Annotated in this window: 12 protein-coding genes and 1 pseudogene; 5 read left to right on the top strand and 8 right to left on the bottom strand. The window is 54.7% G+C overall.

The genetic code is table 11. From position 1 onward, the window contains the following. The 4 genes from B1H58_RS06465 to B1H58_RS06450 all read right to left on the bottom strand — a co-directional run bounded on the left by B1H58_RS06465 (position 1) and on the right by B1H58_RS06450 (position 5548). Positions 1 to 1770: a GMC family oxidoreductase gene (locus B1H58_RS06465; protein WP_085068775.1), complete on the bottom strand. Its 1770-nt coding sequence runs from the start codon at positions 1768 to 1770 to the stop codon at positions 1 to 3. Positions 1771 to 1815: 45 nt separating this feature from the next. Then, complete coding sequence (locus B1H58_RS06460) at positions 1816 to 2541, bottom strand: gluconate 2-dehydrogenase subunit 3 family protein (RefSeq protein WP_085068773.1); 726 nt, start codon at positions 2539 to 2541, stop codon at positions 1816 to 1818. Between the two features lie 267 nt (positions 2542 to 2808). Next, positions 2809 to 4161, bottom strand: a complete 1353-nt coding sequence (gene gorA / locus B1H58_RS06455) for a glutathione-disulfide reductase (protein ID WP_085068771.1) — start codon at positions 4159 to 4161, stop codon at positions 2809 to 2811. 163 nt (positions 4162 to 4324) lie between these two features. After that, entirely contained in the window at positions 4325 to 5548 is a 1224-nt protein-coding gene (locus tag B1H58_RS06450; protein WP_085068769.1) for an RtcB family protein, read from the bottom strand. 140 nt (positions 5549 to 5688) lie between these two features. Here B1H58_RS06450 and B1H58_RS20575 point away from each other — a divergent pair. Together B1H58_RS20575 and rnz are read left to right on the top strand one after the other, a co-directional pair. Next, positions 5689 to 5865 (top strand): annotated as a pseudogene (locus tag B1H58_RS20575) (sigma 54-dependent transcriptional regulator); the annotation flags it as partial. Between the two features lie 4 nt (positions 5866 to 5869). After that, positions 5870 to 6781 (top strand): ribonuclease Z, encoded by a 912-nt coding sequence (rnz, locus tag B1H58_RS06445; protein ID WP_085068767.1) that lies wholly within the window; start codon positions 5870 to 5872, stop codon positions 6779 to 6781. 99 nt (positions 6782 to 6880) lie between these two features. Here rnz and B1H58_RS06440 read toward each other — a convergent pair whose 3' ends face one another. Both B1H58_RS06440 and B1H58_RS06435 read right to left on the bottom strand, forming a co-directional pair. Further along, positions 6881 to 7723: a 23S rRNA (adenine(2030)-N(6))-methyltransferase RlmJ gene (locus B1H58_RS06440; protein WP_085068765.1), complete on the bottom strand. Its 843-nt coding sequence runs from the start codon at positions 7721 to 7723 to the stop codon at positions 6881 to 6883. 102 nt (positions 7724 to 7825) lie between these two features. After that, entirely contained in the window at positions 7826 to 8641 is an 816-nt protein-coding gene (locus tag B1H58_RS06435) for a CPBP family intramembrane glutamic endopeptidase (protein WP_085068763.1), read from the bottom strand. Positions 8642 to 8815: 174 nt separating this feature from the next. Between B1H58_RS06435 and prlC the strand changes: the two genes are divergently transcribed. After that, positions 8816 to 10858, top strand: coding sequence for an oligopeptidase A (prlC, locus tag B1H58_RS06430; protein ID WP_085068761.1), 2043 nt, complete (start codon positions 8816 to 8818; stop codon positions 10856 to 10858). Between the two features lie 8 nt (positions 10859 to 10866). Continuing rightward, positions 10867 to 11619 carry a 16S rRNA (guanine(1516)-N(2))-methyltransferase RsmJ gene (gene rsmJ, locus B1H58_RS06425; RefSeq protein WP_085068759.1) on the top strand — a complete coding sequence of 251 codons (753 nt, stop codon included), beginning with the start codon at positions 10867 to 10869 and terminating at the stop codon, positions 11617 to 11619. 328 nt (positions 11620 to 11947) lie between these two features. Here the strand turns inward: rsmJ and uspA are convergent, their stop codons facing one another. Next, a complete protein-coding gene (gene uspA, locus B1H58_RS06420; RefSeq protein ID WP_085068757.1) occupies positions 11948 to 12385 on the bottom strand; it encodes a universal stress protein UspA in 438 nt (145 codons plus the stop codon). Between the two features lie 316 nt (positions 12386 to 12701). Here uspA and uspB point away from each other — a divergent pair, with 316 nt between their 5' ends. Further along, on the top strand, positions 12702 to 13037 hold the full coding sequence (gene uspB, locus B1H58_RS06415; protein WP_085068755.1) for a universal stress protein UspB: 336 nt from the start codon (positions 12702 to 12704) through the stop codon (positions 13035 to 13037). A 47-nt stretch (positions 13038 to 13084) separates the two neighbouring features. On the opposite strand, the gene pitA is transcribed toward uspB, so the two are convergent. Continuing rightward, positions 13085 to 14584: an inorganic phosphate transporter PitA gene (gene pitA / locus B1H58_RS06410; protein WP_157130232.1), complete on the bottom strand. Its 1500-nt coding sequence runs from the start codon at positions 14582 to 14584 to the stop codon at positions 13085 to 13087. Positions 14585 to 14642: the final 58 nt, after the last annotated feature.

The raw sequence follows: 14642 nt of genomic DNA, 5'->3' as shown, positions 1-14642 counted from the left end.
TTATACCTGTACCAGTGGGCCGGGGTTTTTCAGATACTGCTCTTTGATCGCCTGTGCCGCCATCAGGGTGATCGCGCCGATAGTATCGGTGGGGTTCGCCTGGAAGTTTTGCGGGAAAGCATTGCCGCCCGGTACGAACACGTTATGCACATCCCAACTTTGCAGGTAGCGGTTAAGCGCCGAGGTTTTCGGGTTATCGCCCATTACCGCGCCGCCCACGTTGTGGGTAGAAACATATTTGGTCAGATCAAATTGCGCATCCATCGGCAGAAAGCTCATGCTCATGCTGTCCGGGTTGAGCTCTTTAGCAATATTGCCCACGATACCTTTCAGGTATTGCTGCAATTTCAGCTCATTCTGTTTCCAGTTGAACGTCATGCGCAGCAGCGGCTGGCCATGCTCATTGGTGTAGTTCGGATCGAGATCCAGATAGATATCACGGTAAGACATGCAGGTGGTGGTAATGCTGATCTTCATAGAGTGGCCATACCACTCTTCCAGACCCTCTTTCCAGCCCATGCCCCATGACGGCGTGCCTTTTGGCAATGCGGTGCCGATCGGCGTTCCGGTCGCCTGCGAGCTGTGGATCTTCGCGCCGCCGATAAAGCCCAGCCCCGGACCATCGAAATTGCCCGGTGAGATATCGTTAAACATCTGGCCGGTAGGGCCGGAGGTCGCAAACGGATTGAAGTTTTTATCTTTGAAAAACAGCGTGGCGCCGCCGTTGCTCAGGAAGGCGTAGTTACGTCCAACCACACCCTCTTCGGTAATCGGGTTATAAGGCTTGCCGATGCCGGAGAGCAGCATCAGATGCACGTTGTAAAGCTGGAAGCTGCTTAGCACCACGATTTTTGCTGGCTGGAAGCATTCGTTGCCCTGCTCATCAATGTAGATAACGCCTTTCGCCGTTTTCTTATCATCGTGCAGCACCACTTTTAACACGTTGGCGTTCACTTCATAGGAGAAGTTATCCATACGCTTCAGCGCATCCATCACGGCGGTTTGCGGTGACGCTTTTGAGTAGTTCAGGCAAGGATACTTACTGCAATAGCCGCAGTAGTTACACGGGGCGATCTGGTTGCCGTATGGGTTGGTCCAGGCGCGTGAAACCGCCGCAGATGGGTTCGGGAACGGATGATATCCCAGTTTTTTCGCCGCTTCCGCGAACATCACGTTGTTCAGCGTATCTTCCAGCGCTGGCAGCGGATAAGGATGAGAACGCGGCCCTTCAAACGGGTCGCCGCCCTCAAGAATTTTGCCGCGCAGGTTGCCGGTGTTGCCGGACTGGCCGCAGATGCGCTCAAATTTGTCGAAATAAGGCTCAATTTCATCCCAGGTGAACGGGAAGTCCATTATGCGCATCTCTTCCTGCAAGATGCCTGGCTTATACGCTTCGTCAGCGTAGGTTTTGAGCTTTAAGTCGGTTGGCGTCGGCCGAATCAGCACGCCGGTCCAGTGCAGACCTGAACCGCCCACGCCGCCGCCCGGAACAAAAGCGCCCCATTTGCGGGTGGGCAGCGCGGTCTGATCCATGTTGTAGCGTACGGTGACCGCCGATTCCGCTGGCGTGGTCATAACCTTGTTACGTACCGCGTAAGCGTATTCATCTGCCGGTTTCGGATAGGCGAACTCGGGGTAGTCGCGTTCCGGCCCTTTTTCCAGCGCCCGTACCGTTAATCCCGCCATTGCCAGCTCAATACTCATTAAAGAGCCAGCCCAACCCAGGCCGACCACAACGACGTCGACTTCTTTTTTATTTAGCTGTGCCATTATTAACCCTGTAAAACTTGCAAAAAAACAAATCAGTCACGCCGATCAGGCGCGTTCACCTTTGATACTCACTGGCCCTAACGGATAAGGCACGTTGTGCTGCTTAACCCACTCCAGGAAGCTGGCGCGAGCGCCGGGAAAGCCGATGGCGATCCAGGCTTTCATACCTTTGTTGCCGCCATACATCGGATCGGAGAGGTAGCCATGCTTGGTATCGGAAATCAGCTGGCTGAAAAAGTGTGAAGGCTTCATGCTCTCTTCACCCAGAGCAGCGAAGTCGATGCCATCTTTTTGCAGATGGGTTAGCACTTCATCTTTTTCCTGCTGTGATAGCTGATGAAAAGGTTTCTGATAGGTTGTCTTGCTCCATTTATCGATCAGGGGAATAGCAATCTTATAGAGCTGCTGCGGACGGTAAGGGATTTGATAGCCCATGGTGGCAGGCGCATGGGCGTTAAACGGCCCTTGCATATAAATTTCTTCGCCCATATCGCCATGAAGCTGCTGGTCGATAAACACCGGCACGTTGGTTTCCAGCGCGCCGGGGGCGTTGCCTTTACCGCCGGCCGGAATTAAACGATCGGTTGCGGCCAGAATAAACTGCCACTCTTCAGCGTTAAAAAAGATGGGTTTATAGTCCATTAACTCGGGGGCGGCCATTTCAGCGGCCTGTGCTGCGGTAAGTCCTTTGAAAATCATATCGCTTAATGGCAAAGCGACAAGAGCGCCGAGCAAAAACTTACGGCGGGATGTTTCTTTATTGAACAACATAGCCCTGAATATCTCACATAATGTTAAAAAAATGGTTCTGTTTTTTTTCTTTGTTTAGTTTATGTTTATTTATTAACTAGATATACACATAACTAAGTTGCCTAATATTAACATATGCAACAAATTAGTTAACAGCGGAACTTATGTTTCTGCTGATTAATAGTCAGATATTTCAATAATTATAGGTACTAAATGCAAAAAGGCCTGATACCCTAAGGTATCTGGCCTTTAATAAACTGTTTTAACAGCATGATTTATTGATAGCGCTTAGCGCATGGTGACAAATTCTTCCGATGCGGTGGGGTGAATCGCCACGGTGTTATCAAAGTCTTTCTTGGTGGCGCCCATTTTCAACGCTACCGCGAAGCCCTGCAGCATTTCATCCATGCCGAAACCAATACCGTGAATACCCACGATTTTTTCTTCCGGGCCGACGCAAACCAGCTTCATACGGCACGGCTGGCGATGCTGTGTAACGGCGGTGTACATCGCGGTAAAGGATGACTTATAGACTTTTACCGCCTCGTCTCCATACTGCTCGCGTGCCTGCGGCTCGCTCAGGCCAACGGTGCCGATCGGCGGATGGCTGAATACCACGGTTGGAATATTGCTGTAATCCAGATGCTCATCAGGCTTGTTGTTAAACAGACGCTCGGAAAGGCGACGGCCTGCAGCCACCGCAACCGGGGTCAGCTCAACCGCGCCGGTGTTATCGCCAACGGCATAAATGCCGGAAACGCTGGTGTTCTGGAATTTATCCACCTGGATATAGCCTTTTTCATTCAGCGCAACGCCGGTCACGGCCAGGTTCAGATTATCGGTCGCCGGTTCGCGGCCAATGGCCCAAATCAGGCAATCAACGGTTTGTTCGTTGCCGTTTTCCAGCTGCAGTGTCAGGCTGCCGTCGCTGTTTTTCACGACTGCTTTTGGCACCGACTGGGTGTGCAGCGTGGGACCTTCGGCGTTCATCACTTCAACCAGCGTTTCGCTAAGTAGCGGATCGAATTGACGCAGCGGCGCATCTTTACGCACGAACAGGTGGGTTTCTGAGCCCAGCGCATTCAGTACGCCCGCGATCTCAACCGCGATATAGCCCGCGCCCACGACAGCGGTGCGCTTCGGCATCTCGTCCAGCTCAAAAAAGCCGTCAGAGTTAATGCCATATTCCGCGCCCGGGATTGTCGGCTGAACCGGACGTCCGCCGGTGGCAATCAGGATATGGTCGGCGGTGATTTTCTCGCCATTCACTTCTACCGTATGCGCATCAACAAAACGGGCGAAACCTTTAATCACGTCTACGTTGTTTTTGCCCAGCACCGTTTCGTATGAGGTATGGATGCGATCGATATAGGCCGTACGGTTTTTTACCACCGTCTGCCAGCTAAAGTTATTGACGGTGGTATCGAAACCGTAATCAGGGCCGTAGTTATGGATCGCTTCAGCAATCTGAGCCGCATGCCACATCACTTTTTTCGGTACGCAGCCCACGTTGACGCAGGTGCCACCCAGCTCTTTGGCTTCGATCAGGGCGCATTTCTGCCCATACATTGCCGCACGGTTAATGGATGCAATCCCGCCGCTGCCGCCGCCAATAGCGAGATAATCATAATGTCGGGTCATTGAGCGAACTCCAAAGTAAGAAAAGAAAACTGGCGTCAGTGTACCGTTACTCGGTGATTTCCCGCAAAGTTTGCGCCTATGATTGCAACAGGAGCCGTCTTTTTGTGCAACGAAGCGCTTTTAGCCGACGTTATCCTCGGACCGTGCTGATAGCCGTGTTTTTTTATCCCTTAACACAGACCACCTGACGCAGGGTATGCACGATTTCCACCAGCGAAGACTGCGCCGCCATCACCGCATCGATATCCTTGTAGGCCATTGGAATTTCATCGATCACATCGCTATCTTTACGGCACTCCACATGGGCTGTGGCGCGCTGCTGGTCGGCAACGGTAAAGCGTTTTTTAGCGGCGGTGCGGCTCATGGAGCGCCCAGCGCCATGGCTGCATGAGCAAAAGCTCTCTTCATTGCCCAGCCCGCGCACGATAAAGCTTTTCGCGCCCATCGAGCCGGGAATAATCCCCATCTCGCCGCGTTGGGCCGATACTGCGCCTTTACGGGTTACCAGTACCTGTTCGCCAAAATGCTTTTCGCGCTGCACATAGTTATGGTGGCAGTTAACCGCTTCCGCCGTGGCGCTGAAGGGTTTGGTGATTTCCCGCGACAGCGCCGCCAGCACCTGCTGCATCATTATTTCGCGGTTATGACGCGCATAGTCCTGTGCCCAGCCGACCGCTTCGATATAGTCGTCAAAATGCGGGTTGCCTTCAGCAAACCAGGCGAGATCGCGATCCGGCAGGTTAGCGATATGCTGACGCATATCCTGCTGCGCCAGTTGAATAAACAGGGTGCCGATGGCATTGCCCACGCCACGTGAGCCGCTGTGCAGCATGACCCACACGCGGTCCGCTTCGTCCAGGCAGAGTTCAATAAAATGGTTGCCGGTGCCGAGCGTGCCTAGATGGGCGTAATTATTGGTTTTCAGCAGCGCCGGATACTTATCGGTAATGCGCCTGAATCCCTTCTGCAAAGTGGCCCAGTGTTGATCCACAATATCCGGTGCGCGTTTCCAGGCGCCTTTATCGTTGCTGGAGCGGTTGCTGGTGCGGCCATGTGGAACCGTGCGCTCAATGGCGCTGCGGATGCCGTAGAGATTTTCGGGCAGGTCGCCAGCGGCCAGCGAAGTACGCACCGCGATCATGCCGCAGCCGATGTCAACGCCGACCGCCGCCGGGATAATGGCACCACGCGTCGGAATAACGCTGCCGATAGTGGAACCTTTGCCTAAATGGACATCGGGCATCACTGCCAGATGTTTGAAGATGAAAGGCATTTTTGCTGTATTCAGCAGCTGATTACGCGCTTCCGGTTCTACCGGTACGCCATTGGTCCACATTTTTACCGGCGCGCTGTTGGGCGCTGATAACACCTGATATTGCGGTTTCATTGTGCGTTTCCTTCTGGCTGCTGTTTCAGGCGTACGGAAGCGATGTGCTGGCGGCCTTAAACAGGGCTACATTTCTGGTTAACAGCAGGCTTGCGAATAAAGATTTATAAATAAGCATAAAGGATGCACAGAATAACGATCGGCTGGAAACGGTGTTGACGATCTGCCAGCAATCCGCCAGCCTGTCAGAAGCGGGACGTAAGCTGTTTGCTGTTTCGCGCCAGCAAAAGAAGCAGCCGAACGATGCCGATCGGCTACGTAAATACCTGGCCCGCTTCGGGCTGAGCTGGGAAGCCATTCAACATCAACAAGGTTAATCCTATGCAACTGACTTTTCTTGGCACCGGTGCCGGAACGCCAAGCCTGCAGCGTAACGTTACCGCTATCGCCCTGACCTTATCGCGTCGGGGCGACTACTGGCTGTTTGACTGCGGCGAAGCGACGCAGCATCAGTTTATGCGCAGCGCGCTTAAGCCAGGCAAGCTGGATAAAATTTTTATTACCCACCTGCATGGCGACCATATTTTCGGTCTGCCCGGGCTGCTGACCAGCCGCTCCATGGGCGGCATCAGCGAGCCGCTGACGCTGTACGGTCCGGCGGGCCTGAAAACCTTTGTCGAGACGACGCTTAGCCTGAGCGGATCCTTTGTTACCTATCCGCTTGAGATCGTAGAGGTTGAGGCGGGAGAGGTATTTGATAATGGCAAATTCAGAGTCACCGCTTATCCGTTAAATCATGTCCTGCCCTGTTTTGGCTATCGTATTGAAGAGCATGATAAACCGGGCTTTCTCGACGCCCAGCGGCTTAAGGTGGACAATGTGCCGCGCGGCCCCTGGTTTCAGCAACTGAAACAGGGCGAGATCGTCACGCTTGAAGACGGGCGGGTAATTAACGGACGTGATTACCTGGGCCCCGCCACGCCGGGAAGAAAGCTGGCGATTTTCGGCGATACCGCGCCGGTGGAAACCGCGCTGGCGCTGGCGGCTGAAGTGGACGTGATGGTGCACGAAGCCACGCTTGAGGCGGCGATGGAAGAAAAAGCCAATGGGCGGGGACACTCCACTACTGTGCAGGCAGCAACCGTGGCCAGAGACGCAGGCGCAAAGCGCTTTATCGCCACTCACTTTAGCTCACGCTATCGTTTTGAGGATATGCCACGGCTGTTGGCGGAGTGCCAGGCGATATTCCCGGCCACCGAGCTGGCGCGCGATTTCGCGGTATTTAATCTGTAGCGAAAGTGCTTTGTCTATCTGACGCGCACGCCAGATAGACAGGCCGATGGTAAAAAGGCGACACGCGTTGTTGATAGTGGCACAACCTGCGCCCTGGGCTTATTCCGGGGTGATCCAGCTAACGCTGGTGTGGCCGGTGCCTGCCGGTACCAGTACCCGGTGCAGCCAGGGCAGCAGGTCGCGCATTTGCTGTTCCAGTTTCCACGGTGGGTTAACCACGATCATGCCGGATCCGGTCATGCCGAAGCGATCGCTGTCCGGGCGTACCGCCAGCTCAATCTGCAAAATACGGCGGATGCCGGTCGCTTCCAGATCGTGCACCATGCGCTTGATCTGCTGACGCAGTACCACCGGATACCAGAGGGCGAAAACGCCGGTGCCGAAGCGGCGGTAGCCTTCCTGAATCCCTTTCACCACCGCCTGATAATCGCTTTTCATCTCATAAGGCGGGTCAATCAAAATCAAACCACGGCGCGATGGCGGCGGCAGCCTGGCTTTAAGCTGCTGATAGCCATCGGCACGGGCCAGGCGGGCGCGACTGTCTTTCTGAAATTCGCTACGCAGCAGAGGAAAATCGCTGGAATGCAGCTCCGTCAGCTCCAGCTTGTCATCTTCACGCAGCAGGTGGCGGGCAATCAGCGGCGAGCCAGGGTAATAGCGCAGGCCCGGCCCACGATTAAGCGCTTTTACGCAGCTGATGTAAGGAGCCAGCTCTTCCGGCAGATCGTCCTGCTGCCAGACGCGGGCAATTCCTTCCAGATATTCACCGGTACGCTCCGCGTGTTCGCCGCTCAGCAAATAACGGCCAGCGCCAGCGTGCGTATCGAGATAAAGAAACGGTTTTTCTTTCTCTTTCAGCGCGGTGATGATCAGGCTTTGTACGGTGTGCTTCAGCACATCCGCATGGTTGCCAGCGTGAAAACTGTGACGGTAACTAAGCATATAAACAATGTATCCGGTGATGCCTGATGAAATGAGGCCGGAGCATGAACGCTCCGGCGGAAACAGTGGCTAGTATAGCTGGACGTCGATAAAAATACCCGACTAGCGTTGCAGTACAGGGTAAGTAAACAGCAGCAGATGCGTCAGGTTAAAGGCAAAATGCACCAGCGTCGCAACCCATAGCCTGCCGCTCCACTGCCAGGCCAGGCCGTAAACAATACCAGCCAGCGTGGCGAAGAAAATCAGCAGCGGGCCGCCGGCAATATGCGCCAGGCCAAACAGCAGCGCAGCAATCAGCAAACCCGGCCAGCGGCCAATCCACTGACTCAGTCGCTGTTGCAGCCAGGCGCGGAACAGCGCTTCCTCCGCCAGCGACACGAAAAACAGGTTTGCCAGCATAAATTCGCCAAGCCATGCGGGCGCGTGCGGTTCAATGCGCAGCCCACCAGCCAGCGTAGCCAGCAACAGCAGAGCCGGAATGGCGGCGATCAGCGCAGGCCAGGCGAAACGCCAGCGCGGCGCGGACGCAGGCGCCTGCACCAGGGTAGGTAAACAGGCCAGCAAAACGAAGGGCACCAGCGCTTTATCGAGGTTGTAGTAAAATGTAAAAGGCGCGCTAAGCGGGCCTGCCTGCTGTTTCATAACGATGGGCGGATTATTGAAGCCGGGCACAAGATGAAGCGTTAGCGCCACGGCCCCGGCGACCAGAATCGCCTCCAGTAACGGCATCAGGCGCGAATGGTGTGCAAAGTTTTTGCGTACCAACGCCGTCAACGCCAGCCCAGTCAGCAGCAGCAGACCCGGCCACAGCAGCGTTTGTTGCCAAAAGGCCAGCGCCAGGGCGGCCAGCAGCAAAGGTTTCACAGCGGGGCGGAAAAACAGAAGCGCCAGGAGCGCCGCCGCCAGTACATACCACATGATGTTCTCTTCCTTAAGTATCAAAAATCAACGGGAGAGAGACTATAACAAACTGACTAATTCAGGTCAGTAACGCTAAAGCAGCGGGCGCGCCCATTGATTTTCAGGCGGCTTAACCGCATGTTAGTCATATTGCGCCCGTGCGCGCCCACATCAAACTTAAAGGACTGCGCGATGACCAATCCATTATTGACGCCATTTACTCTTCCTCCTTTCTCTGCCATACAGCCGGAACATGTCGTACCTGCCGTTGAACAGGCGCTGGCGGCGTGCCGCGAAACGGTAGAAAAAGTGGTGGCTCAGGGAGCACCCTACAGCTGGGAAAACCTGTGCCAGCCGCTGGCGGAGGTGGACGATCGTCTGGGCCGTATTTTCTCACCGGTAAGTCATCTTAACTCAGTAAAAAACAGCCCGGAGCTGCGTCAGGCTTACGAACAGACGCTGCCGCTGCTCTCTGAATACAGCACCTGGGTCGGTCAGCATGAAGGTCTGTATCAGGCGTATCGCAATCTGAAAGAGGGCGACAACTATGCGCAGCTAAGCCTGGAGCAGAAAAAAGCGGTGGATAATGCGCTGCGTGATTTCGAGCTGTCAGGTATTGGTTTGCCGAAAGAGAAGCAGCAGCGCTACGGTGAAATCGCCGCGCGTCTGTCAGAGCTTGGCTCTACTTACAGCAACAACGTGCTGGATGCGACGATGGGCTGGAGCAAACTGATCACCGATGAAAGCGAGCTGGCCGGAATGCCGGAAAGCGCGCTGGCGGCGGCCAAAGCGCAGGCGGAAGCCAAAGGGCAAGAGGGCTGGCTGTTGACGCTGGATATTCCCAGCTATCTGCCGGTGATGACCTATTGCGATAACCAGGCGCTGCGTGAAGAGATGTATCGCGCCTATGCGACGCGCGCTTCTGACCAGGGGCCGCACGCCGGTAAATGGGATAACGGCCCGATTATGGCGGAAGAGCTGGCGCTGCGTCACGAGCTGGCACAGCTGCTGGGCTTCGACTCCTACGCCCATAAATCGCTGGCGACCAAAATGGCGCAAAACCCGTCACAGGTCATTGATTTCCTCAACGATCTGGCGCAGCGCGCGCGTCCGCAGGCAGAGAAAGAGCTGGAGCGCCTGCGCGCCTTTGCTAAACAGCAGCACGGTATCGATGAACTGCAGCCGTGGGATATTACTTATTACGGCGAGAAGCAGAAACAGCATCTGTACGCGATCAGCGATGAGCAACTGCGTCCTTACTTCCCGGAAGAACGCGCGGTTAACGGTCTGTTTGAAGTGGTGAAACGCATCTACGGCATCAGCGCTAAAGAGCGTAAAGATGTGGATGTCTGGCATCCGGATGTGCGCTTCTTCGACCTGTTTGATGAAAGCGGCGAGCTGCGCGGCAGCTTCTATCTTGATCTCTATGCGCGTGAAAACAAGCGCGGCGGAGCCTGGATGGATGACTGCGTTGGTATGATGCGTAAAGCGGACGGCAGCCTGCAGAAGCCGGTCGCCTATCTGACCTGTAACTTCAATCGTCCGGTCAACGGCAAACCGGCACTGTTCACACATGATGAAGTCACCACCCTATTCCATGAATTCGGACACGGCCTGCATCATATGTTAACGCGTGTGGATGTCCCGGGCGTTTCCGGCATCAGCGGGGTACCGTGGGATGCGGTCGAGCTGCCGAGTCAGTTTATGGAGAACTGGTGCTGGGAGCCGGAAGCACTGGCGTTTATCTCCGGTCATTATGAAACCGGCGAGCCGCTGCCGCAGGAACTGTTAGACAAAATGCTGGCGGCGAAAAACTATCAGGCGGCGCTGTTTATTCTGCGTCAGCTGGAGTTCGGCCTGTTCGATTTCCGCCTGCACACCGAATTCGATCCGGCTAAGGGCGCGCAGATTCTGGAAACTCTGGCTGAAGTGAAAAAACAGGTGGCGGTAGTGCCAAGCCCGGCATGGGGCCGTTTCCCGCACGCCTTCAGCCATATCTTCGCTGGCGGCTACGCAGCGGGCTACTACAGCTATCTGTGGGCGGATGTGCTGGCAGCGGATGCGTATTCTCGTTTTGAAGAGGAAGGCATTTTTAACCGCGAAACCGGCCAGTCGTTCCTGGATAACATCCTGACGCGCGGCGGTTCTGAAGAACCGATGGAGCTGTTTAAACGCTTCCGTGGCCGTGAGCCGCAGCTTGATGCGATGCTGGAACACTACGGTATTCAGGGATAACGCCAGGCGTGAAAATAGCTTTAGTTGATGAATCAGGCACCGGAGACGGTGCCTTATCTGTTTTAGCCGCTCGCTGGGGGCTGGAGCAGGATGAACACTCGGTGATGGCGTTAGTGATGACGCCGGATCGACTGGAACTGCGCAAGCGCGATGAACCAAAGCTGGGCGGCATCTGGGTCGACTTTGTCGGCGGCGCGATGGCGCATCGGCGTCGCTTCGGCGGCGGGCGCGGCGAGGCGGTAGCCAAAGCGGTCGGTATCAAAGGGGATTACCTGCCTGATGTGGTGGACGCCACCGCCGGGTTAGGGCGCGATGCCTTTGTGCTGGCGGCGATCGGCTGTCGGGTACGAATGCTGGAGCGGCATCCGGTGGTAGCGGCGCTGCTGGACGATGGATTGCGTCGCGGCTATCAGGATGCGGAGATCGGCAGTTGGCTACAGCAGCGGCTGACGCTGCTGCATGCCTCAAGCCTGACGGCGCTGGAGGCCATTACGCCTGCGCCGGATGTGGTTTACCTTGATCCCATGTATCCGCATCGCCAGAAAAGCGCGCTGGTGAAGAAAGAGATGCGCGTGTTTCAGTCGCTGGTGGGCGCGGATAATGATGCGGATGGCCTGTTGCTGCCTGCGCGCCAGCTGGCGAAAAAGCGGGTGGTGGTAAAACGTCCGGACTATGCGCCGCCGCTGGCAGACGTGGTAACCCAGTCGGCGGTTACCACGAAAAGTCATCGCTTTGATATTTACCCGCCGCTGAAAAGCTAAGGCTGTAGAACCGACAGGCTGATGGCATATAGCAAATAAAATTAGGTCTTTGCTTTTAAATACAAAAAATTCTGGCCGATTCAAAGTGAGAAAAGTGAGAGGAAATCAGTTATCGCTTTGATCTTTTCCTCACAACGACGCAGAAATCAAAGCGCAGGGAGTGCAGGCAGAAGAGTAAAGCGTCCCGCGCCAGGGATGGCGCGGGCCGAGCTGTCAGGGATGACGCTTTTTGCGTCTTTACGATCGGGCTGCATTCCCTGCGCAGGCACGGTCTTTCGCGAATGATTAACGCATATCTGCCAGCGCAGGCACGGTCTTTCGCGCCCGTTTACTCTTCATCCTCATCGCGCAGCGGCACAATCAGCATATCAATATGCACAGTATTAATTAGCTGGCGAGCAGACGACATCAGCTTGCTCCAGAAATCCTGATGATGTCCGCAAACCACTAAATCCACATCATATTTCTTAATTGCTTCAACCAGCACCTGCGCCAGATCGCCGCTGCCGCTCAGCGTTTCGCTAACCGGATAGCCGGCGCCTTGCGACAGCTCAGTCAGGGCATGATGCGTCTCTTCAGAAATACGCTTCTGCATATCACCCAGATTAACGTCAATCAAACCGGTATAAAGATCGGAATAATTCACATCCACATGAATCAGAGAAATTTTGGCATCGTAGGGACGCGCCAGAGAAACCGCTTTTTCAACCAGCAGCTTACTTTCCGGTGAAAGATCAACGGCAATCAGAATATGTTTATAAGCCATGATGGAACTCCTTCCATGTGTCACATAGCGTCAGTATAGCGCCAGTTGTTAACAAATGTGCTGTCAGCACGCCTGCTTTGCGAGCCGGATCAAGGAGTGTTTTACCTGCTTTTCAGCCCTAATGAAAATCGAAGCTGGAAAAATTTTAAACACATCTCCTACACTAAATCTTAGCGGTCCTGCTTGTGCAGAACACCGTGCTCTTCAGTTCAGAATAATTCAGACCGGTTCAATGGTGGTTGGCGAATCAAGGTGGGGCGTATTCAGCGTATCCCCGCTGCATACGCTTCGGCAGTTGTAAGCCGGGAGGGGAAACATGATTAGCACCGTCGCGCTTTTCTGGGCTCTGTGTGTGGTTTGTTTGGTGAATATGGCGCGCTACTTTTCTTCATTGCGGGCGTTATTGATTGTGCTGCGCGGGTGCGATCCGTTGCTCTATCAGTATGTGGACGGCGCTGGCTTCTTTACCGCGCACGGTCAACCGAGTAAGCAAGTCAGGCTGGTGCGCTATATCTGGAAACGGTACTACCTCGATCATCATGACGAAGAATTTATTCGCCGCTGTGAGCGGGTACGTGGGCAATTTGTCTTGACCAGCGCGTTATGCGCTCTGGTTTTCATCAGCCTGGTGGGATTAGCGATTTGGCATTAAGCGCCATCAGAAAAGAAGCGGGCCGGATTAACCGGCCCGCAGAGACATCAGATCAGCTTTAGCGCAATCCAGTAGAGACTGCCCGAAAGCAGAATCGAAATGGGCAGGGTAAACACCCACGCCAGAGCAATACTTTTAATCGTACGGCTCTGAACGCCGCCGCCATCAACCACCATGGTACCTGCCACGGATGATGACAGAATATGGGTGGTGGAGACCGGCATCCCGGTATAGCTGGCAACACCAATCGACACCGCCGCCGTTACCTGCGCTGACATGCCCTGTGCGTAGGTCATGCCTTTTTTACCAATTTTCTCACCGATGGTGGTGGCGACACGACGCCAACCAAACATGGTACCGAGCGACAACGCCAGCGCCACTGCCACGATAATCCAGATCGGCGCATACTCAACGGTATTCAGCAGATCGCCTTTCAGCTTGCCAAGGAAGCGTTTATCTTCGGCCTTAATATCCGGCATCTTGGCCGCTTTTTCAGCGGTATCCGAAATACAGAGCAGCAGGCGACGCAGATGGCTGCGCTGTTCAACGCTAAGCGCATCGTAGCTGGAAAGGTTGTTCAACAGCAGCTGCGCACGGTTAATCGCAATCAGCGCCCGTGAACTGTCGCAGTGAAACTCTTTCGGCCCGTTCGGCACTTCTTCCGGCGTCGGCAGTGCAGGCGGCGTCAGCTCAACCACGTGCTGCAGCGCATCACCATGCTGGCTGTAATACTGCTCCAGATGGTTTACCGCGTCGCGGGTGCGCGTAATATCATAGCCGGAGGCGTTCATGTTAATCACGAAGCCTGCGGGCGCAACGCCAATCAGTACCAACATAATCAGACCGATGCCTTTCTGTCCGTCATTCGCGCCGTGAGAATAGCTGACGCCGATAGCGGAAATAATCAGCGCGATACGCGTCCAGAACGGCGGCTTTTTCTTGCCGTCTTCCTTTTCACGATCGGCGGGCGTCATATGAATACGACGACGCTTTTTGGTATTGCTCCAGTAGCGGCGCAGCAGGAAGATCAATCCGCCCGCCACCACCAGGCCAATAATTGGCGACAGGATCAGCGAAGCAAAAATATTGATCATTTTCGGGATATTGAGCGCATCCACCACGGAAGTGCCGGTGATCAGGGCGTTGGTCAGGCCAATACCGATGATAGCGCCAATAAGCGTATGGGAGCTGGACGCAGGCAAACCAAAATACCAGGTTCCCAGGTTCCAGATAATAGCGGCGAGCAGCATGGAGAAGACCATAGCCAACCCGTGCGCCGAACCGACATTCAACAGCAGGTCGGTAGGAAGCAGATGTACAATGGCATAAGCGACGCTCAAACCACCTAACAGCACACCAAAAAAGTTAAAAACCCCAGCCATCACTACGGCCAGCTGCGCACGCATCGCACGCGTATAGATTACCGTCGCAACTGCGTTAGCCGTATCATGGAAACCATTAATGGCCTCGTAGAACAGGACAAACAGCAGAGCAAGTACTAATAACAGGCCGGTATTAAAATCGAGACCAGCAAACAGATGTAGCATAAGCGTTACGCCATTTTCGGGGACATGAACGCGGCGCATTATCAGCGACAAACCGCGC

It is taken from the genome of Pantoea alhagi, assembly GCF_002101395.1.
GTDB lineage: Bacteria > Pseudomonadota > Gammaproteobacteria > Enterobacterales > Enterobacteriaceae > Mixta > Mixta alhagi.
The sequence above is the reverse complement of the archived record's forward strand: the minus strand, read 5'-3'. Positions and strand labels throughout refer to the sequence as shown.